Consider the following 19853-nt stretch of genomic DNA (forward strand, 5'->3'; position numbering starts at 1 on the left):
TATGATCTAATAAGAGGACGCAGGAAACAACCTTTACTTATACAAATCACTGATGCTCAGGAGAAAGGTATTCGTCCGCATAGTGTGCCTGCCGACAGCGGAGATCCTGCGTGGTCGGCGTGAGGATCACAGGGCTGACGATCTCATCACCTCTTCCACTGCGAGGGAGATAACCGGGCGCTTCAATACACCAGCCCCACGAGTAGAAATTGGTGCCGTGAAGAAAGAAGATCATATTTTCCCACTGGGATTTTTTCTCAACATCAATATGGCCCTGCCTGTCGGCGCGGAACTCCTCCGGTGCGGGATAGTATCCCGGTGGGGAACGTCCGGTACTGACCCACATCATCGCTGTTGGCAGCGGCTCTCCGGCCGGATTGCGCACATCCACTTCATAATGCGGACGTATGGTTGCGTAACGCGGAATACAGCCGCTAAGCGCCGTCGTTATCATCAGCGCGTATAAAATCCTTTTCATTATTCACCTCTGTAAAATAGCGGCCACCAGTATGGCATTCATTAAACGGCGGGTAAAAAAAAGCGGCGGAGGAGATCCCCCGCCGCTTAAGGCTAATGTGCCGACTCAGGAGCAATCAGCCTTTAATTTCGTATAACGGCGTCTGACCCGCAACGACATGGCCTTGCGCCTTAATGACAAGACCACTGAAATCATCAATATTGCTGACGACAACCGGGCTAATCATTGAGCGGGCATTGGCATTGAGGTATGCCAGATCCATTTCGAGGATCGGTTGACCAGCAACCACTTCTGCGCCCTCTTCCACCAGACGGGTAAAGCCCTGGCCGCCCAGCGCAACCGTATCAATGCCCATATGGACAACGATCTCGGCGCCTTTTTCGGTCTCCAGGCAGAACGCATGGTTGGTGTTGAAGATTTTCACAATTGTGCCAGCTGCCGGAGATACCACGGTTTTGTCGGTCGGTTTTACCGCCACGCCATCGCCTACCGCTTTGCTGGCAAAGGCTTCGTCCGGCACCTGCTCCAGCGCCACCACTTCACCAGTAACCGGCGATAAGAGCTCAGCAATCACGACTGAATTCGGCACCGCCTGCGGTTTTGCGGCGGCTACTGGCGCGGCCTGAGCCGGCGCTGCGCTACTGCTTGCCGCTGCCGGGACATCCCCTGCCGTTTTCATCGCGTTGGCAATTTTCTCAGCCACAAAGCCGACGATAATTTGCACGCTGGTTTTATTAAGACGAATCACGCCAGTTGCGCCAAGGCGTTTCGCCATCGTTTCGTTGACCAGAGAAGAGTCATTCACGTTAAGACGCAGACGGGTAATACAGGCATCAATACCGGTCAGGTTCGCCGAGCCGCCGACGGCAGCAATATACTGACGCGCCAGGCCGCTGACATCCTGCTCACTGTTAGCGCTGATATTGACATCCTGACCATCGGTTTCATCCCCGGCGACAGCCAGTTCACGGCCCGGGGTCAACATGTTGAATCGCTTAATGGTGAAGCGGAATACCACGTAGTAGATAACAAAGAACACCAGACCCTGCGGGATCAGCATCCACCACTGGGTCGCCAGCGGGTTACGCGAGGAGAGCACCATATCCACCAGCCCGGCGCTGAAGCCGAAACCGGCAATCCAGTGCATGCTGGCTGCGATATAGACGGAGATACCGGTCAGAATGGCGTGAATGACATACAGCACCGGCGCCACGAACATAAAGGAGAATTCCAGCGGCTCGGTGATGCCGGTAAAGAAGGCGGCAAAGGCGCCAGCCATCATGATCCCCAGCACTTTGGCTTTGTTCTCAGGACGCGCGCACTGATAGATCGCCAGCGCCGCACCCGGCAAGCCGAACATCATGATCGGGAAGAAGCCCGCCTGATAACGCCCGGTGATCCCCACCGTCGCTTTACCGGCTTCGATAGACTGCGCGCCGCCGAGGAAGTTAGGGATATCGTTAATACCCGCAACGTCGAACCAGAAGACCGAGTTCAGGGCGTGATGCAGACCGACCGGGATCAGCAGACGGTTGAAGAAGGCGTAAACACCCGCGCCGATGGAGCCGAGTTTCTGAATATGTTCACCGAAGCTAACCAGGCCACTAAAGACCACCGGCCAGATAAACATCATGATAAAGGCCACAGCAATCATCACAAACGAGGTGATGATCGGCACCAGACGGCGGCCGCTAAAGAAGGAGAGCGCTTTCGGCAGTTCGACGGTGCTGAAGCGGTTGTAAAGCTCAGCGGCGATGATCCCGACCAGAATACCGACAAACTGGTTTTCAATTTTGCCAAAGGCCGCAGGTACCTGATCCAGCGGAATTTTTTGAATCATCGACACCGCGGCAGGCGAGCAGAGGGTCGTTAACACCAGGAAGCCGACGAAACCGGCCAGCGCCGCAGCGCCATCTTTATCTTTGGACATCCCATAAGCGACGCCGACCGCGAACAACACGCCCATATGGTCGATGATCGCCGAACCGGATTTGATAAACAGCGCGGCCAGGGCGTTTTGGCTCCCCCAACCAACAGGGTCGATCCAGTAGCCGACCCCCATCAAAATCGCTGCCGCAGGCAGCGTGGCGACCGGCACCATCAGCGCGCGGCCAACCTTCTGTAAATAGCCTAAAATACTCACTTTATTCCCCCTATGAGCTCAACGTGAGCCCACTGAAACAGTTGTTTTTTATTGTGTAACGAACCCTGAACTGATGCCTGTTTTTCCACTACCTGACGAAGTGTCTGCAAAATTAATTCGCCTCGCAAATTAAACACGCATTTTCTGTGATTAAAATCACTAACTATCGTTATCACCACTCCTCAATACTGGCAAACAACAAAAACTTATTTTAAGATCAAAAATATCAAAGCGGATCGCTCCCTTCTTATGACGAAACCAGGTTACGCTTAACGCTGAGCCAGAAGGCGCACCGCCAATGCTTTTCATTAAACTTTGAGGTGAACAATGAGACTGATTCCCCTGGCGACAGCTGAACAGGTCGGTAAATGGGCCGCCCGCCATATCGTCAACCGCATTAACGCATTCAACCCCACCGCCGATCGTCCTTTTGTACTTGGCCTGCCAACGGGCGGAACGCCGCTTACGGCCTACAAAGCATTAGTTGAAATGCACAAAGCGGGCCAGGTCAGCTTTAAGCATGTCGTCACCTTTAACATGGACGAATATGTTGGCCTGCCGAAGGATCACCCGGAGAGTTACCACAGCTTTATGCACCGTAATTTCTTCGATCACGTTGATATTCCTGCTGAAAACATTAACCTGCTCGATGGAAACGCGCCCGATATTGACGCAGAATGCCGTCGTTACGAAGAAAAAATTCGCGCTTACGGCAAAATTCACCTGTTTATGGGCGGTGTGGGCAACGATGGTCATATCGCTTTTAACGAACCGGCATCGTCGCTGGCATCGCGTACCCGTATTAAAACGTTGACCCACGATACCCGTATAGCGAACTCGCGCTTCTTCGACGGCGATGTTAATCAGGTGCCAAAATATGCCCTGACCGTAGGCGTCGGCACGCTGCTCGATGCCGAAGAGGTGATGATTCTGGTGCTGGGCAACGTTAAGGCGCAGGCACTGCAGGCGGCCGTTGAGGGTAACGTCAACCATATGTGGACCATCAGTTGCCTGCAGCTGCATCCGAAAGCGGTCATCGTCTGCGACGAGCCGTCCACGATGGAGCTAAAAGTCAAAACGCTGAAATACTTCAACGAGTTAGAAGCGGAAAATATTAAAGGTCTGTAAGTCTGTTTCCGCTTCGCAGGCCACTGCGGAGCGGCACTCATCGTTAACCGGGGGTTGTTATGTATGCTTTAACTCATTGCCGAATCTTCACCGGCCATGAAATTTTGGATGACCATGCGCTCGTTGTAGCCGATGGCCTGATTGAACGCCTTTGCCCACAGGCTGAGCTACCAGCGGATATTGAACAACGATCGCTGAATGGTGCCCTCCTCGCCCCTGGTTTTATTGATGTGCAGCTCAACGGCTGCGGCGGCGTGCAGTTTAACGATACCGCCGAGGCCGTCAGTGTTGAGACGCTGGAGATCATGCAGCGCGCTAACGAGAAATCCGGCTGCACCAGCTACCTGCCGACGCTGATTACCACCAGCGATGACCTGATGAAGCAGGGCGTGCAGGTGATGCGCGACTACCTCGCAAAATACCCGAACCAGGCGCTGGGCCTGCATCTGGAAGGGCCGTGGCTCAATATCATCAAGAAAGGCACCCACAATCCGGACTTCGTGCGTAAACCGGATGCGGCGCTGGTCGATTTCTTATGTCAAAACGCGGATGTGATCACAAAAATCACCTTAGCCCCGGAAGTAGCGGGATGCGAGGTGATCCGCAAGCTTGCCGACGCGGGGATTGTCGTTTCCGCCGGTCACTCCAACGCCACGCTGAACGAGGCGAAAGCCGGTTTCCGCGCCGGTATCACCTTCGCCACTCATCTCTATAATGCCATGCCATACATCACCGGGCGCGAGCCGGGGCTGGCGGGCGCCGTGCTTGATGACACAGATGTTTACTGTGGCGTGATTGCCGATGGATTGCATGTCGACTACGTTAATATTCGCAATGCGAAGCGGCTGAAGGGAGACAAGCTCTGTCTGGTTACCGATGCAACCGCGCCCGCAGGTGCACATATTGATCAGTTCATTTTTGCTGGCAAAACAATATACTACCGGAATGGATTGTGCGTAGATGAAAACGGAACGCTGAGCGGCTCGGCCCTGACGATGATCGAAGGGGTGCGTAACCTGGTCGAGCATGTCGGTATTGCGCTCGATGAAGCGCTGCGTATGGCCACGCTCTACCCGGCTCGCGCCATTGGCGTTGACAAAAAGCTGGGCACTCTCGCCGCAGGCAAGGTGGCGAACCTGACCGCATTTACGCGTGATTATGAAATTATCAAGACCATCGTTAATGGTAACGAGGTCGCCACTGCATAAAGAGACGGTATGACATCAGGCGGACAAGCTCAAATTGGTAACGTTGACCTCGTAAAACAGCTTAACAGTGCGGCGGTTTACCGCCTGATTGACCAACACGGCCCCATCTCACGCATACAGATTGCCGAGCAGAGCCAGCTTGCACCCGCCAGCGTGACAAAAATCACGCGTCAGCTGATTGAACGCGGGCTGATCAAAGAAGTCGATCAGCAGGCCTCCACCGGGGGCCGCCGCGCCATCTCCATCATTACCGAAACCCGCAATTTTCAGGCCATCGGCGTGCGCCTCGGGCGCAACGACACCACCCTCACGCTCTACGATCTGAGCAGCAAGGTGCTGGCCGAAGAGCACTATCCGCTGCCGGAGCGCACCCAGGAGACGCTGGAGCACGCGCTGCTCAACACCATCAGCCAGTTTATCGACGCCAGCCAGCGTAAAATCCGCGAGCTGATTGCCATTTCGGTGATCCTGCCGGGGCTGGTCGATCCGGAGAGCGGCGTAATCCGCTATATGCCGCATATTCAGGTGGAGAACTGGGCGCTGGTTGAGGCGCTGGAAAAGCGCTTCAAATTGACCTGTTTCGTTGGGCACGATATTCGCAGCCTGGCGCTGGCCGAGCACTATTTTGGCGCAAGCCAGGATTGCGAAGACTCCATTCTGGTGCGCGTGCACCGCGGCACCGGTGCCGGGATCATCTCCAGCGGCCGCATCTTTATCGGTCGCAACGGTAACGTCGGCGAAATTGGTCACGTGCAGGTAGAACCCCTCGGCGAACGATGCCACTGCGGTAACTTCGGTTGCCTGGAGACGATTGCCGCCAATGCCGCCATTGAGCAGCGAGTCCGCCATCTGTTACAGCAGGGTTATCAGAGCCGCCTGAAAGAGGAGGATTGCTCAATCAAGGCTATCTGCAAAGCCGCTAACAAAGGCGATGCGCTGGCCTGCGAAGTGATTGAGTACGTCGGGCGTCATCTCGGCAAAACTATCGCTATCGCCATTAACCTCTTCAACCCGCAAAAAGTGGTGATTGCCGGTGAGATTGTTGAAGCGGAAAAGATCCTGCTGCCCGCCATTGAAGCCTGTATCAACACGCAGTCACTGAAGGCGTTTCGCAAAAATCTGCCGGTTGTGCCCTCCACCCTCGATCACCGCTCTGCGATTGGCGCCTTCGCGCTGGTGAAACGGGCGATGCTGAACGGTCTGCTGCTCCAGCGGTTGCTGGAAAACTGACAGGGTTTATAGTTAACACTTATTTTTTTATCCGGACACTCCATGACCATTCAGAATGTAATCTGCGATATTGATGGCGTGCTGATGCACGATAACGTTGCCGTTCCCGGCGCTGCCGAGTTTGTTACCCGCATCCTTGAAAAAGAGATGCCGCTGGTATTGCTGACTAACTACCCTTCTCAGACCGGTCAGGATCTGGCTAACCGTTTTGCCTCGGCGGGAATTGATGTGCCCGCCAGCGTCTTTTACACCTCGGCGATGGCAACGGCAGACTTCCTCAAGCGACAGGAGGGGAAAAAAGCCTATGTCGTCGGCGAAGGCGCACTGATTCATGAGCTTTATAAAGCTGGCTTTACCATTACCGACATCAACCCGGATTTTGTCATCGTCGGCGAAACCCGCTCCTATAACTGGGAGATGATGCACCGTGCGGCCTTCTTCGTCGCCAACGGCGCGCGCTTTATCGCGACCAACCCGGACACGCACGGCCGCGGCTTCTATCCTGCCTGCGGCGCGCTCTGCGCGGGTATTGAGAAGATCTCCGGCCGCAAGCCCTTCTACGTTGGCAAACCGAGCCCGTGGATCATTCGCGCCGCGCTGAACACCATGCAGGCACACTCGGAGCAGACGGTCATTGTCGGCGATAACCTGCGCACCGACATTCTGGCTGGCTTCCAGGCCGGTCTGGAGACCATCCTGGTGCTCTCCGGCGTCTCGCGGCTCGACGATATCGACAGCATGCCGTTCAGGCCATCGTGGATTTACCCCTCGGTCGCCGAAATTGATGTTATCTGAACGTAACCACGCCGTTGGGCGTGGTTTTTTATTTTTGCCGCCACAAAAAACCGCTTCGTTTAATAAACACCGCTTAATTTTGAAGAATCATCAATAAACCAGCGCAATACATACGCAATTTTCAGCATTCATTAATCACCGTTGCACTTTTTCATTTCCTGCCGCTAAAAGGCTTGCGCCCTGCCCGCCTTTTGCGGCATTTTGGCTACAAGCACACAACATTACAGCAATGCCCTCAAGGTTAACGGAGAAGTCTATGTGTTCAATTTTTGGCGTACTGGATATCAAAACCGACGCAGGCGAATTACGTAAAAAAGCGCTCGAATTATCCCGTCTGATGCGCCACCGCGGCCCGGACTGGTCCGGCGTTTATGCCAGTGACAAAGCGATTCTCTCCCACGAGCGTCTGTCGATTGTCGACGTCAACGCCGGTGCACAGCCACTCTATAACCAACAAAAAACACATGCGCTGGCCGTTAACGGTGAAATTTATAACCACCAGGCGCTGCGCGCAGAGTACGGCGACCGCTACGCCTTCCAGACCGGCTCCGACTGCGAAGTGATCCTCGCGCTCTATCAGGAAAAAGGACCGGCCTTCCTCGACGAATTGCAGGGCATGTTTGCCTTCGTGCTTTACGACAGTGAACAGGATGCTTACCTGATTGGCCGCGACCATATCGGCATCATCCCGCTCTATATGGGCCATGACGAACACGGCAACCTCTATGTTGCTTCTGAAATGAAGGCGCTGGTGCCGGTTTGCCGCACCATTAAAGAGTTCCCGGCAGGCAGCTATCTGTGGAGCAAAGAGGGCGAAATCCGCTCCTACTATCAGCGCGACTGGTTCTCTTATGACGCCGTAAAAGATAACGTTACTGACAAAGAGGCACTGCGCCAGGCGCTGGAAGATGCGGTGAAGAGCCACCTGATGTCCGACGTGCCCTACGGCGTGCTGCTCTCCGGCGGGCTGGACTCCTCGGTTATCTCTGCGATCACCAAAAAATTCGCCGCCCGCCGCGTGGAAGACCAGGAGAAATCAGAAGCCTGGTGGCCGCAACTGCACTCTTTCGCCGTCGGCCTGAAGGGCGCGCCGGATCTGAAAGCGGCGCAGGAAGTGGCGAACCATCTCGGCACCGTACACCATGAAATTCACTTCACCGTGCAGGAAGGTCTGGATGCGATCCGCGATGTGATCTATCACATTGAAACCTATGACGTAACCACCATTCGCGCCTCGACGCCGATGTATCTGATGTCGCGCAAAATCAAAGCGATGGGCATCAAAATGGTGCTCTCCGGCGAAGGTTCTGACGAAGTGTTTGGCGGCTACCTCTATTTCCATAAAGCGCCGGATGCCAAAGAGCTGCACGAAGAGACGGTGCGTAAACTGCAGGCGCTGCATATGTTTGACTGCGCCCGCGCCAACAAAGCGATGTCTGCCTGGGGCGTGGAAGCGCGCGTGCCGTTCCTCGATAAAAACTTCCTCGACGTGGCGATGCGTATTAACCCGCAGGATAAGATGTGCGGCAGCAACGGTAAGATGGAAAAACATATCCTTCGCGAATGTTTTGAATCCTACCTTCCGGCGAGCGTGGCGTGGCGTCAGAAAGAGCAGTTCTCCGATGGCGTGGGCTACAGCTGGATCGACACCCTGAAAGAGGTGGCGGCGCAGCAGGTGACGGATCAGCAACTGGCGACCGCCAGCTACCGCTTCCCGTATAACACCCCTTCGTCGAAAGAGGCTTATCTGTACCGTGAAATCTTTGAAGAGCTGTTCCCGGTCGCCAGTGCCGCCGAGTGTGTGCCGGGCGGTCCGTCCGTAGCCTGTTCATCGGCTAAAGCATTCGAATGGGACGAAGCGTTCAAAACCATGAACGATCCATCGGGCCGCGCTATTGGTGTTCACCAGTCAGCCTACTGATGAGCGATGGTTATGCATACAGGCCCTGCGGGGCCTGTTGTTTTTGTGTCGCTGATTTCACGCAGAAAATCGTTTTTTGCTGAATAAAGCGACATGCTGTTCGCAACCTAACCAAACAGTCACATTCCGGCAATTTTCGATGAAAAAGGTGTTGACGCTCTCAGGCTCAATACGCATAATGCGCCCCGCAACGCCGATAAGGTAACGCGAAAAAAAGATGGCTACGTAGCTCAGCTGGTTAGAGCACAGCACTCATAATGCTGGGGTCACAGGTTCGATTCCCGTCGTAGCCACCATCTTTTTTTGCGGGAGTGGCGAAATTGGTAGACGCACCAGATTTAGGTTCTGGCGCCGCAAGGTGTGCGAGTTCAAGTCTCGCCTCCCGCACCATTCCCAAAGAAGCGTTGCACGGATGGGGTATCGCCAAGCGGTAAGGCACCGGTTTTTGATACCGGCATTCCCTGGTTCGAATCCAGGTACCCCAGCCATCTCTTCTTCGACTCCTGCGTGATAACGCGTTAGTCGTTGGGGTATCGCCAAGCGGTAAGGCACCGGTTTTTGATACCGGCATTCCCTGGTTCGAATCCAGGTACCCCAGCCAGTCGATGACTGGGTAAGCAGTAAAATTTGGCTACGTAGCTCAGCTGGTTAGAGCACAGCACTCATAATGCTGGGGTCACAGGTTCGATTCCCGTCGTAGCCACCATATTCAAGGCGTAATGCTCAGGCATTAAACCGAAAAAGATTTGTTGGGGTATCGCCAAGCGGTAAGGCAGTGGATTCTGATTCCACCATTCCGAGGTTCGAATCCTCGTACCCCAGCCAACTTCAAAGACGTTTGTTCCGGCAAGCGCACTTTTGGGGTATCGCCAAGCGGTAAGGCAGTGGATTCTGATTCCACCATTCCGAGGTTCGAATCCTCGTACCCCAGCCAATCAAAACAAAAAAGCTCGCTTCGGCGGGCTTTTTTGTTTTCTGCCTCCTGACAATCAGTAGCTGTTAAGCGCCTGAACGGCATGCTAATTTGAGCCATCTTTCCCCCGTCGGGTGCGCACCATGAATTACCAAACTACGGCTCTGTGGTTTTACTCTCCCTATCACCTGCTGCTGGTGTTCGCGGTTATTGCTGCAACATTTCTCGGCCTGACCGCGCCAATCCTCTATTTTCTGGTTATCGGGCTGCTGTTTCCGGTGCTGGTCTCCATGCGCCTGCATATCCTGAGCGAGAACGGCAAAGCAACGTTGATAAAAGAGCGCGAGGAGTGGATGGTCTACGTGCAGGGGATCCCGGTGCATGAGAAGCGCGCCTCGCTGAAAAACCCCTGTTTCGCCACGCCTGAGCGGCTGCGCCAGTTTTTTATGCGAGGTTTTATGGCAAGAGCGCTGATGCAACTCGCAGCCATCGCGATGTTGATCGACCAGGCGCGCGCCAATCCGCTGATGAGTTATGAAGGGCTGGCGGCAGGCACCATGCTGGTTCTGCTGCTGATACCGCTCTACCGCACAGCGCGTGCCATCAGCGACGTGCACGCAGGGAAATGGGCGTTGCAGGAGATTGATGCGACAACAGGCTATCAGGCCTATTTCGTTGACAACAAACAGGTGAAGACGGCACTCGACAGGGTGCTTGCGGTGCCGTAACGGTATGCGCGAGCGCCCTGTCGCTCGCACTTTCTTACAGGCCTAAGGCGTATTTCAGCGCCTGGCGTTTCAACCCTCCGGCGCGCTCTGCCGCCATCAGGCCAATATTGCGTAACACGCGCAGCGGGCCAAGATCGTTACTGAACCCGGCATAAAAGAGATCCATCCCGCTCTGCATAATGAAATTATCCGCCCTGCGCCGCGTCTGATAGCGTTGCAGCACCTCGCGGCTGGCCCAGGCTTCGCCGTGGCTGCGGGCGCGCGACAGCACATCCAGCAGCGCATCAACATCACGATAACCAAGATTGACACCCTGCCCTGCCAGCGGATGAATGGTGTGCGCCGCATCGCCCACCAGCGCCAGCCCCGGCTGCACATATTTCAGCGCATGACGACGCACCAGCGGGAACGACGCCGCAGAGACCGCTTTAACGCGCCCCAGCCGCGGCGGAAAGTTGCGGGCGATCTCCTGCTCCAGCTGCGTCATGGAGAGGGTCTGTAACTGGCGAATGCGCGCAGGCGTGTCGTACCAAACCAGCGACGCCCAGCGATCATAAAGCGGTAAAAAGGCGTGCGGCCCGTTCGGCGTAAAGTGCTGCCAGGTTGACTCGCCCGCCTCCTGCTCACACTCGACGCTTATCAGCATGCAGGCTTGATCGTACTGCCAGGCGTGAATACCTATGCCCGCAGACTGACGCACCCAGGAGTTGGCGCCATCCGCGCCAATCAGCAGTTGTGCCGTTAACGTATCGCCATTTTCAAAACTTAGGGTTTGGCTGCCCTCACTGGCTTCACGCCCGCTCAGCGTCCCGGTACTCAGCGTCACCTGCGGATGCGCCTGCAACGCTTGCCATAGGGCGTACTGCAGAACGCTGTTTTCCACCATATAGCCGAGCAGCGGCAGCTTCAGCTCGCTGGCGTCAAACAGCACATGCGCGTTTTCCCACTCCCACGTCTCCAGCTGTCGGTAGGGGTGGCAACGCATCGCCTCGATGCTCTCCCAGACGCCCAATCCGCGCAGCAGCTCGACCGAAGCGGCGCTGATCGCCGAGATGCGCACATCCGGCGGCGCGCTGGCATCAAAGGGGGCGGGGATCTGTTTATCAATTACCGTGACGGCAAAACCCTGTTGCGCCAGCCCTAACGCCAGCGCCCCGCCGACCATACCGCCGCCAACAATAGCGACCTCTGTGGAGTGATTTGTCATGGCGAAGTGTCCTTTTAGATGAATGGCCTAAGTCTACCGGATTTTTGCGCTCTTGCCGCCCCGCCAACCGTCATACTGGTCAGGGCGCAACCAAAGCATTACAATACGCGGCCTGCAATCCTGGCTTATACCCGTCATACTCCGGGTATACGAACTTACGCAAGAGCAAGTCGATGACAAAAAAACTCCATATTAAAACCTGGGGCTGTCAGATGAACGAATATGATTCATCAAAGATGGCCGATCTGCTGGATGCCACCCACGGCTATCAACTGACCGAGGTTGCGGAAGAAGCGGATGTGCTGCTGCTCAATACCTGCTCAATCCGCGAAAAAGCCCAGGAGAAGGTTTTCCATCAGCTGGGTCGCTGGAAGCTGCTGAAAGAGAAAAACCCGGAGCTGATTATTGGCGTCGGCGGTTGCGTGGCCTCGCAGGAGGGCGATCACATTCGCCAGCGCGCCCACTATGTCGACATCATTTTCGGGCCGCAAACCCTGCACCGTCTGCCGGAGATGATCAACTCCGTGCGCGGCAACCGCAGCCCGGTCGTCGATATCAGCTTCCCGGAAATTGAAAAATTCGACCGCCTGCCGGAGCCGCGCGCCGAAGGCCCGACCGCCTTTGTCTCGATCATGGAAGGGTGCAACAAATATTGCACCTACTGCGTGGTGCCTTACACCCGCGGTGAAGAGGTGAGCCGTCCTTCCGACGACATCCTGTTTGAGATCGCCCAACTGGCGGCGCAGGGCGTGCGTGAAGTGAACCTGCTTGGCCAGAACGTTAACGCCTGGCGCGGGGAAAACTATGATGGCACAACCGGCACTTTTGCCGATCTGCTGCGCCTGGTCGCCGCGATTGACGGCATCGACCGTATTCGCTTTACCACCAGCCACCCGATTGAGTTCACCGACGATATCGTTGATGTCTATCGCGATACGCCGGAGCTGGTGAGCTTCCTGCACCTGCCGGTGCAGAGCGGTTCCGACCGCGTACTGAACCTGATGGGACGTACCCACACCGCGCTGGAGTATAAAGCGATCATTCGTAAGCTGCGCGAGGCGCGCCCCGATATTCAGATCAGCTCTGACTTTATCGTCGGCTTCCCGGGCGAAACCACCGACGACTTTGAGAAGACCATGAAGCTGATTGCCGACGTCAATTTTGACATGAGCTACAGCTTTATCTTCTCTGCGCGTCCGGGCACCCCGGCTGCCGATATGGTTGACGACGTGCCGGATGAAGAGAAGAAGCAGCGTCTCTATATCCTGCAAGACCGTATTAACCAGCAGGCGATGGCCTGGAGCCGCCGCATGCTGGGCACCACGCAGCGTATTCTGGTGGAGGGTACTTCGCGTAAGAGCATCATGGAGTTGTCCGGGCGTACCGAGAACAACCGCGTGGTGAACTTCGAAGGCACGCCGGAGATGATCGGCAAGTTTGTCGACGTCGAGATCGTGGATGTTTATACCAACTCCCTGCGCGGCATGCTGGTGCGTACCGAAGAGGAGATGGGGCTGCGCGTTGCAGAATCTCCGGCTTCGGTGATCGCCCGTACCCGTAAAGAGAACGAGCTTGGCGTAGGTACTTATCAGCCGTAAAACCTCAGGCCTGCCATTTCTGGCAGGCCTTGCTTTTCCCCGCGATCACCCCAACATGCTGTCTGATGCTTGCGACTTCTGGCTATGCCGTAAATACTTGCCAGAGAGACGCTATGGCGACACATATCAAAGAGGAACAGTTTGAACATAGATACGCGTGAAATCACCCTTGAGCCAGCGGACAACGCACGTCTGCTAAGTCTGTGCGGCCCGTTTGACGACAACATCAAACAACTGGAGCGGCGACTGGGCATCGAAATCAACCGCCGCGATAATCACTTCAAACTCACCGGACGCGAAATTTGCGTCAATGCGGCTGCCGATATTCTGCACACGCTTTATGTCGACACTGCGCCGATGCGCGGTCAGACCCAGGATATCGAGCCGAACCAGATCCATCTCGCGATCAAAGAAGCGCGCGTGCTGGAGCAGAGCGCCGAGAGCGTGCCGGAGTACGGTAAAGCGGTCAACATCAAGACCAAGCGCGGCGTTATCAAGCCACGCACGCCGAACCAGGCGCAGTACATCGCTAACGTGCTCGATCATGACATCACCTTCGGCGTTGGCCCGGCGGGTACGGGTAAAACCTACCTCGCGGTCGCAGCCGCAGTGGATGCGCTTGAGCGCCAGGAAGTGCGTCGCATTCTGCTGACCCGCCCGGCGGTGGAAGCGGGTGAAAAGCTCGGCTTCCTGCCCGGCGATCTCAGCCAGAAGGTTGATCCTTACCTGCGCCCGCTCTATGACGCGCTGTTCGAGATGCTCGGCTTTGAGCGCGTTGAGAAGCTGATGGAGCGCAACGTCATTGAGGTTGCCCCCCTCGCCTATATGCGCGGTCGCACCCTGAATGATGCCTTTATCATTCTCGATGAGAGCCAGAACACCACCATCGAACAGATGAAGATGTTCCTGACGCGTATCGGCTTCAACTCGAAAGCGGTGATCACCGGCGACGTCACACAGATTGACCTGCCGCGCAGCACCAAATCGGGCCTGCGCCACGCTATCGAAGTGTTGGCGAATGTCGATGAGATCAGCTTTAACTTCTTCCACAGCGAAGACGTGGTGCGCCACCCGGTGGTAGCACGCATTGTTATCGCTTATGAAGCCTGGGAAGAAGCGGAGCAGAAACGGAAAGCAGAACTGGCCGCCGAGCGTAAGCGCGAAGCCCAGGATCAGGAGCAGAAATGAGTCAGGTGATCCTCGATTTACAGCTGGCCTGCGAAGATAACAACGGTCTGCCGGATGAAGCACAGTTTCAGGCGTGGCTGGATGCGGTGATCCCGCAGTTTCAGCCGGAAGCGGAAGTGACCATCCGTCTGGTCGACAGCGCAGAGAGTCACGAGCTGAACCTGACCTATCGCGGGAAAGATAAGCCGACCAACGTGCTCTCTTTCCCGTTCGAAGCGCCGCCCGGCATCGAAATGCCGCTGCTGGGCGACCTGATCATCTGCCGCCAGGTGGTTGAGCAGGAGGCGCGCGAACAGGTTAAACCCCTCGAAGCCCACTGGGCGCATATGGTGATCCACGGCAGCTTACACCTGCTGGGGTATGACCATATCGAGGATGAGGAAGCGGAAGAGATGGAAGGGATCGAGACAGAGATAATGCTTGCTCTGGGCTATGAGGATCCGTACATTTCCGAGAAGGAGTAGTCTGTGCGCCAGTTCGCTGGCGCATTGGCACAAAATGCCGTCCGGCGCTGAGTTTACGCGTGACGAGCGACAATTCAACCAACATGAGAACCCACACGACGCCATGAGCGACGATAACTCACACAGTAGCGACAACACCACCAGCAAAAAGGGATTCTTCTCCCTTTTACTCAGCCAGCTCTTTCACGGCGAACCGAAAAACCGTGATGAATTACTGGCTCTGATCCGAGACTCCGGGCAGAACGAGCTTATCGATGAAGATACGCGCGACATGCTCGAAGGGGTGATGGATATTGCGGACCAGCGCGTACGCGACATCATGATCCCCCGTTCACAAATGATCACCCTGAAACGCAACCAGACGCTGGACGAGTGTCTCGATGTCATTATCGAGTCTGCCCACTCGCGTTTCCCGGTCATTAGCGAAGACAAAGATCATATCGAAGGGATTCTGATGGCCAAGGATCTGCTGCCGTTTATGCGCAGCGATGCCGAAGCATTCAGCATGGAAAAAGTGTTACGCCCGGCAGTGGTGGTACCGGAGAGCAAACGCGTTGACCGCATGCTCAAAGAGTTCCGTTCCCAGCGCTACCACATGGCTATCGTTATTGATGAGTTTGGTGGTGTCTCCGGTCTGGTCACTATCGAAGATATTCTTGAGCTGATCGTCGGCGAAATCGAAGATGAGTATGACGAAGAAGAGGATATCGATTTCCGCCAGCTGAGCCGTCACACCTGGACGGTGCGCGCGCTGGCGCCGATTGAAGACTTTAACGACACCTTCGGTACCCACTTCAGCGATGAAGAGGTCGATACCATTGGCGGTCTGGTGATGCAGGCGTTTGGTCACCTCCCCGCGCGCGGCGAATCTATCGACATTGATGGTTACCAATTCAAAGTCGCTATGGCAGACAGTCGACGTATTATTCAGGTCCATGTCAGAATGCCGGATGATTCTCCGCAACCGAAACTGGATGAGTAATGTAAATGGTATTTGCCGCCTTGTTTGAGCGCCAGCGCGTCCGTCTGCTGCTGGCGTTACTGTTCGGAGCCAGCGGAACGCTGGCTTTTTCACCTTATGACCTCTGGCCCGCCGCGCTTCTCTCCCTGATGGGCCTGCAGGGCTTAACCCTTAACCGCCGTCCGTTACAGGCCGCCTGGATTGGCTACGCCTGGGGGCTGGGCCTGTTTGGCAGCGGCGTGCACTGGGTCTATGTCAGCATCGCGCAATTTGGCGGCATGCCTGGCCCCATCAATGTCTTTATCGTCGCGCTGCTGGCGGCTTATCTCTCGCTCTATACCGGCCTGTTTGCCGGCCTGCTCGCGCGCCTGTGGCCAAAAACCAGCTGGCTGCGCGTGGCGGTTGCCGCGCCGGTGGTGTGGCAGATCACCGAGTTCCTGCGCGGCTGGGTACTGACCGGCTTCCCGTGGCTGCAGTTTGGCTACAGCCAGATTGATGGCCCGCTGAAAGGCATGGCACCGGTGCTCGGCGTCGAGTCGATTAACATCCTGCTGATGGTGGTGAGCGGCCTGCTGGTGCTGGCGCTGGCAACCCGTAACTGGCGTCCGCTGGCGACGGCGGTTGTGCTCTTCGCCCTCCCCTTCCCGCTGCGTTTTATTCAGTGGTATCAGCTGCTGCCGGATCGCACCACCCAGGTGACGATGGTGCAGGGCAATATTCCGCAGTCGATGAAGTGGGATGCGGGTGAGTTGCTCAATACGCTGAAGATTTATGCCGGAGCGACTGAACAGGTGCTGGGCAAATCGCAGCTGATTATCTGGCCGGAGTCGGCAATCCCGGATCTGGAGATTAACCAGCAGGGTTTTCTCAACCAGATGGATAAAACCCTGCGGGCGAACAATGCCACGCTGATTACCGGTATTGTTGATGCGCGTCTCAATCAACAGAATCGCTACGACACCTACAACGCGGCGATTACGCTGGGGACCGGCAGCCCGTACAGCTATCGCTCAACGGATCGCTACAACAAAAACCACCTGGTGCCGTTTGGCGAGTTTGTGCCGCTGGAGTCGATTCTGCGACCACTCGCGCCCTTCTTCGATCTGCCGATGTCCTCCTTTAGCCGCGGGCCTTATGTGCAGGCACCGCTTTCGGCTCATGGGTTAAAGCTGACAGCGGCGATCTGCTACGAGATTATCCTCGGCGAGCAGGTGCAGGATAATTTCCGTCCGGACACCGACTTCCTGCTGACCATCTCCAACGATGCCTGGTTTGGTAAGTCAATTGGGCCATGGCAGCACTTCCAGATGGCGCGTATGCGTTCTCTGGAGCTGGCGCGACCGCTGCTGCGCAGCACCAATAACGGCATTACCGCCGTGATTGGGCCGCAGGGGGAGATCCAGGCGATGCTGCCGCAGTTCACCCGCGAGGTGCTGACGGCGAAAGTCACCCCCACCAGCGGGTTAACGCCGTATGCGCGAATGGGTAACTGGCCGGTGTGGATTATCACGGTTCTGCTGGGCTTTGCCGCGCTGGTGTTGGGCCTGCGTCAACGTCGTCGTTAATTTCTGCCTTAGATTGCCGGATGGCGCTGCGCTTATCCGGCCTACAAATTTCGCACTTCCCCGTAGGCCGAATAAGGCGTACGCCGCCATCCGGCAGTGGTCTCATATCTTTGCCGGATGGCGCTGCGCTTATCCGGCCTACAAAATTTTGTACTTCCCCGTAGGCCGGATAAGGCGTACGCCGCCATCCGGCAATTTCTTCTGCATCCACCAAACTGGCATGCCGCTTGCTTATATCTACCCTGTAACGACCAAATCTGCCCGTGCGTAAACGGGTCGCACCGGCAGGGAACGGTCGCAGCACTATTCTGGTGCAATGTGAGATTTTTGCCTCTAAACGGTGCGGCGCGCCTCGCAAAAATAAACAATACCGCAGCAAATTCTTTACATTAAGCCAGACTAAATGTAACAAACACACACGACACTGCACGAATATGTAGCAGCACATAACAACAACACAACGGGTATCACTGTGCTTTACGCACTGACGATAAAGGAGTCTGGATATGCAATTACGTAAACTGGCCGCCGCCATGCTGGTGATGGGACTGTCCGCCGGTCTGGCACACGCCGAAGAGGCGAAGCCTGCCGACGCAGCGGCTCAGCAATCGACGCTGGATAAAATTGCCAAAAACGGCGTTATCGTCGTCGGTCACCGTGAATCTTCCGTACCGTTCTCCTATTACGACAACGCACAGAAAGTTGTCGGTTATTCACAAGACTACTCCAACGCTATCGTTGAAGCGGTGAAGAAGAAGCTCAACAAGCCGGATCTGGCCGTTAAGCTGATCCCTGTCACCTCGCAGAACCGCATTCCGCTGCTGCAAAACGGCACCTTCGATTTTGAGTGCGGCTCCACCACTAACAACGTCGAGCGCCAGAAACAGGCAGCCTTCTCTGACACCATTTTCGTGGTTGGCACCCGTCTGCTGACCAAAAAAGGCGGCCCGATCAAAGATTTCGCCGACCTGAAAGGCAAAGCCGTGGTTGTGACCTCCGGCACCACCTCCGAGATCCTGCTTAACAAGCTGAACGACGAGAAGAAGATGGATATGCGCATCATCAGCGCGAAAGATCACGGCGACTCCTTCCGTACGCTGGAGAGCGGTCGCGCGGTGGCCTTTATGATGGATGATGCCCTGCTGGCCGGCGAGCGCGCGAAGGCGAAGAAACCGGATAACTGGGAGATCGTCGGCACGCCGCAGTCGAAAGAGGCTTACGGCTGTATGCTGCGTAAAAACGACCCGGAATTTAAAAAGTTGATGGATGAAACCATCGCGCAGTACCAGACCTCAGGCGCGGCGGAAAAATCGTTCACTAAGTGGTTTAAAAACCCGATTCCACCGAAAAACATGAACCTGAACTTCGATCTTTCTGACGATATGAAAGCGCTGTTCAAAGAACCGAATGACAAAGCTCTGAACTAATTACAACCATTAGGGGCGGGTTTACCTGCCCTCTCGATTGTCGAAGCTGCACGGACAGACTATGCGTTGAGTGGCCGTTCCCCACTCAGCGTGAACATTCGCACTTCACACAATCTTCGAGGGTAGCGCTGCTACCCTTTTTTTTCTGGAGTAGATTTATGTCCATAGACTGGAACTGGGGAATATTCCTGCAACAGGCCCCGTTCGGCAACACCACCTATCTTGGCTGGTTATGGAGCGGTTTTCAGGTCACCATCGCCCTGTCGGTGACGGCCTGGATTATCGCCTTCCTGGTCGGCTCTCTGTTTGGCATCCTGCGCACCGTTCCCAACCGCTTCCTCTCCGGGATCGGCACCTTATATGTGGAACTGTTCCGTAACGTGCCGCTGATTGTGCAGTTCTTTACCTGGTATCTCGTGGTACCGGAGCTGCTGCCGGAAGATATCGGCATGTGGTTTAAGGCGGAGCTGGATCCCAACATCCAGTTCTTCCTCTCGTCAATGGTCTGCCTTGGGCTGTTTACTGCCGCTCGCGTCTGCGAGCAGGTGCGCGCCGCAATCCAGTCGCTGCCGCGCGGGCAGAAAAATGCCGGGCTGGCGATGGGCCTGACGCTGCCGCAAACCTACCGTTACGTGCTGCTGCCGAATGCCTACCGCGTGATCGTTCCGCCGATGACCTCCGAGATGATGAACCTGGTGAAAAACTCGGCCATCGCCTCGACCATTGGTCTGGTGGATATGGCGGCGCAGGCGGGCAAGCTGCTCGATTATTCCGCCCACGCATGGGAATCTTTTACCGCCATTACCCTCGCTTACGTGGTGATTAACGCCGTGATTATGCTGGTGATGAACCTGGTTGAACGCAAAATCCGCCTGCCGGGCAATATGGGAGGCAAATAA

General features: G+C 55.8%; 16 protein-coding genes and 7 tRNA genes. 20 read left to right on the forward strand and 3 right to left on the reverse strand.

The window, feature by feature from the left end; genetic code table 11:
• Nucleotides 1-46: 46 nt before the first annotated feature.
• Both ABIC80_RS10165 and nagE read right to left on the reverse strand, forming a co-directional pair.
• Nucleotides 47-478 (reverse strand): hypothetical protein, encoded by a 432-nt coding sequence (locus ABIC80_RS10165; RefSeq protein WP_346440824.1) that lies wholly within the window; start codon nt 476-478, stop codon nt 47-49.
• 115 nt (nt 479-593) lie between these two features.
• Complete coding sequence (gene nagE / locus ABIC80_RS10170; protein WP_429176928.1) at nt 594-2621, reverse strand: N-acetylglucosamine-specific PTS transporter subunit IIBC; 2028 nt, start codon at nt 2619-2621, stop codon at nt 594-596.
• A gap of 327 nt (nt 2622-2948) precedes the next feature.
• Between nagE and nagB the strand changes: the two genes are divergently transcribed.
• The 13 genes from nagB (at nt 2949) to ABIC80_RS10235 (ending at nt 10544) form a co-directional block, all read left to right on the forward strand.
• Nucleotides 2949-3749, forward strand: a complete 801-nt coding sequence (nagB, locus tag ABIC80_RS10175) for a glucosamine-6-phosphate deaminase (RefSeq protein ID WP_042713656.1) — start codon at nt 2949-2951, stop codon at nt 3747-3749.
• A gap of 59 nt (nt 3750-3808) precedes the next feature.
• Nucleotides 3809-4957 carry an N-acetylglucosamine-6-phosphate deacetylase gene (gene nagA / locus ABIC80_RS10180; protein ID WP_094420475.1) on the forward strand — a complete coding sequence of 383 codons (1149 nt, stop codon included), beginning with the start codon at nt 3809-3811 and terminating at the stop codon, nt 4955-4957.
• Nucleotides 4958-4966: 9 nt separating this feature from the next.
• On the forward strand, nt 4967-6187 hold the full coding sequence (gene nagC, locus ABIC80_RS10185; protein WP_042713659.1) for a DNA-binding transcriptional regulator NagC: 1221 nt from the start codon (nt 4967-4969) through the stop codon (nt 6185-6187).
• 42 nt (nt 6188-6229) lie between these two features.
• Complete coding sequence (locus ABIC80_RS10190) at nt 6230-6982, forward strand: HAD-IIA family hydrolase (protein ID WP_023479994.1); 753 nt, start codon at nt 6230-6232, stop codon at nt 6980-6982.
• Between the two features lie 256 nt (nt 6983-7238).
• Nucleotides 7239-8903 carry an asparagine synthase B gene (gene asnB, locus ABIC80_RS10195; RefSeq protein WP_128483390.1) on the forward strand — a complete coding sequence of 555 codons (1665 nt, stop codon included), beginning with the start codon at nt 7239-7241 and terminating at the stop codon, nt 8901-8903.
• Between the two features lie 219 nt (nt 8904-9122).
• Nucleotides 9123-9199: transfer RNA gene (locus ABIC80_RS10200), tRNA-Met, on the forward strand.
• A 9-nt stretch (nt 9200-9208) separates the two neighbouring features.
• Nucleotides 9209-9293, forward strand: a tRNA-Leu gene (locus ABIC80_RS10205).
• A 23-nt stretch (nt 9294-9316) separates the two neighbouring features.
• Nucleotides 9317-9391, forward strand: a tRNA-Gln gene (locus ABIC80_RS10210).
• A gap of 38 nt (nt 9392-9429) precedes the next feature.
• Nucleotides 9430-9504 (forward strand) — tRNA-Gln (locus ABIC80_RS10215).
• A 28-nt stretch (nt 9505-9532) separates the two neighbouring features.
• Nucleotides 9533-9609: transfer RNA gene (locus tag ABIC80_RS10220), tRNA-Met, on the forward strand.
• Nucleotides 9610-9653: 44 nt separating this feature from the next.
• Nucleotides 9654-9728: transfer RNA gene (locus tag ABIC80_RS10225), tRNA-Gln, on the forward strand.
• A gap of 34 nt (nt 9729-9762) precedes the next feature.
• A tRNA-Gln gene (locus tag ABIC80_RS10230) sits at nt 9763-9837 on the forward strand.
• Nucleotides 9838-9959: 122 nt separating this feature from the next.
• Nucleotides 9960-10544, forward strand: coding sequence for a hypothetical protein (locus tag ABIC80_RS10235; RefSeq protein WP_429176931.1), 585 nt, complete (start codon nt 9960-9962; stop codon nt 10542-10544).
• A gap of 34 nt (nt 10545-10578) precedes the next feature.
• On the opposite strand, the gene ubiF is transcribed toward ABIC80_RS10235, so the two are convergent.
• Nucleotides 10579-11751: a 3-demethoxyubiquinol 3-hydroxylase gene (gene ubiF / locus ABIC80_RS10240; RefSeq protein ID WP_367163375.1), complete on the reverse strand. Its 1173-nt coding sequence runs from the start codon at nt 11749-11751 to the stop codon at nt 10579-10581.
• Nucleotides 11752-11924: 173 nt separating this feature from the next.
• Between ubiF and miaB the strand changes: the two genes are divergently transcribed.
• The 7 genes from miaB to gltJ all read left to right on the forward strand — a co-directional run bounded on the left by miaB (nt 11925) and on the right by gltJ (nt 19853).
• A complete protein-coding gene (gene miaB, locus ABIC80_RS10245; protein WP_429176934.1) occupies nt 11925-13349 on the forward strand; it encodes a tRNA (N6-isopentenyl adenosine(37)-C2)-methylthiotransferase MiaB in 1425 nt (474 codons plus the stop codon).
• Between the two features lie 141 nt (nt 13350-13490).
• The gene (locus ABIC80_RS10250; RefSeq protein WP_023479981.1) at nt 13491-14537 is read left to right on the forward strand and encodes a PhoH family protein; all 1047 of its coding nucleotides are present in this window, start codon (nt 13491-13493) and stop codon (nt 14535-14537) included.
• The gene (gene ybeY / locus ABIC80_RS10255; protein ID WP_429176936.1) at nt 14534-15001 is read left to right on the forward strand and encodes an rRNA maturation RNase YbeY; all 468 of its coding nucleotides are present in this window, start codon (nt 14534-14536) and stop codon (nt 14999-15001) included. Before ABIC80_RS10250 ends, ybeY begins: the two co-directional genes overlap by 4 nt.
• A gap of 103 nt (nt 15002-15104) precedes the next feature.
• Nucleotides 15105-15983 (forward strand): CNNM family magnesium/cobalt transport protein CorC, encoded by an 879-nt coding sequence (gene corC / locus ABIC80_RS10260; RefSeq protein ID WP_124971495.1) that lies wholly within the window; start codon nt 15105-15107, stop codon nt 15981-15983.
• Between the two features lie 5 nt (nt 15984-15988).
• Nucleotides 15989-17527 carry an apolipoprotein N-acyltransferase gene (gene lnt, locus ABIC80_RS10265; protein ID WP_429176939.1) on the forward strand — a complete coding sequence of 513 codons (1539 nt, stop codon included), beginning with the start codon at nt 15989-15991 and terminating at the stop codon, nt 17525-17527.
• 506 nt (nt 17528-18033) lie between these two features.
• Nucleotides 18034-18954 carry an amino acid ABC transporter substrate-binding protein gene (locus tag ABIC80_RS10270; protein WP_023479987.1) on the forward strand — a complete coding sequence of 307 codons (921 nt, stop codon included), beginning with the start codon at nt 18034-18036 and terminating at the stop codon, nt 18952-18954.
• A gap of 158 nt (nt 18955-19112) precedes the next feature.
• Complete coding sequence (gene gltJ / locus ABIC80_RS10275; protein ID WP_023480005.1) at nt 19113-19853, forward strand: glutamate/aspartate ABC transporter permease GltJ; 741 nt, start codon at nt 19113-19115, stop codon at nt 19851-19853.

Source organism: Kosakonia sp. 1610, assembly GCF_050435845.1.
GTDB lineage: Bacteria > Pseudomonadota > Gammaproteobacteria > Enterobacterales > Enterobacteriaceae > Kosakonia > Kosakonia cowanii.

Excerpts from the sequence above, each read along its gene's own strand:
- ABIC80_RS10165 (WP_346440824.1), bottom strand. The coding sequence starts at position 478 with ATGAAAAGGATTTTATACGCGCTGATGATAACGACGGCGCTTAGCGGC.
- nagB (WP_042713656.1), top strand. The coding sequence starts at position 2,949 with ATGAGACTGATTCCCCTGGCGACAGCTGAACAGGTCGGTAAATGGGCC.
- nagA (WP_094420475.1), top strand. The coding sequence starts at position 3,809 with ATGTATGCTTTAACTCATTGCCGAATCTTCACCGGCCATGAAATTTTG.
- nagC (WP_042713659.1), top strand. The coding sequence starts at position 4,967 with ATGACATCAGGCGGACAAGCTCAAATTGGTAACGTTGACCTCGTAAAA.
- ABIC80_RS10190 (WP_023479994.1), top strand. The coding sequence starts at position 6,230 with ATGACCATTCAGAATGTAATCTGCGATATTGATGGCGTGCTGATGCAC.
- asnB (WP_128483390.1), top strand. The coding sequence starts at position 7,239 with ATGTGTTCAATTTTTGGCGTACTGGATATCAAAACCGACGCAGGCGAA.
- ABIC80_RS10235 (WP_429176931.1), top strand. The coding sequence starts at position 9,960 with ATGAATTACCAAACTACGGCTCTGTGGTTTTACTCTCCCTATCACCTG.
- ubiF (WP_367163375.1), bottom strand. The coding sequence starts at position 11,751 with ATGACAAATCACTCCACAGAGGTCGCTATTGTTGGCGGCGGTATGGTC.
- miaB (WP_429176934.1), top strand. The coding sequence starts at position 11,925 with ATGACAAAAAAACTCCATATTAAAACCTGGGGCTGTCAGATGAACGAA.
- ybeY (WP_429176936.1), top strand. The coding sequence starts at position 14,534 with ATGAGTCAGGTGATCCTCGATTTACAGCTGGCCTGCGAAGATAACAAC.
- corC (WP_124971495.1), top strand. The coding sequence starts at position 15,105 with ATGAGCGACGATAACTCACACAGTAGCGACAACACCACCAGCAAAAAG.
- lnt (WP_429176939.1), top strand. The coding sequence starts at position 15,989 with ATGGTATTTGCCGCCTTGTTTGAGCGCCAGCGCGTCCGTCTGCTGCTG.
- ABIC80_RS10270 (WP_023479987.1), top strand. The coding sequence starts at position 18,034 with ATGCAATTACGTAAACTGGCCGCCGCCATGCTGGTGATGGGACTGTCC.
- gltJ (WP_023480005.1), top strand. The coding sequence starts at position 19,113 with ATGTCCATAGACTGGAACTGGGGAATATTCCTGCAACAGGCCCCGTTC.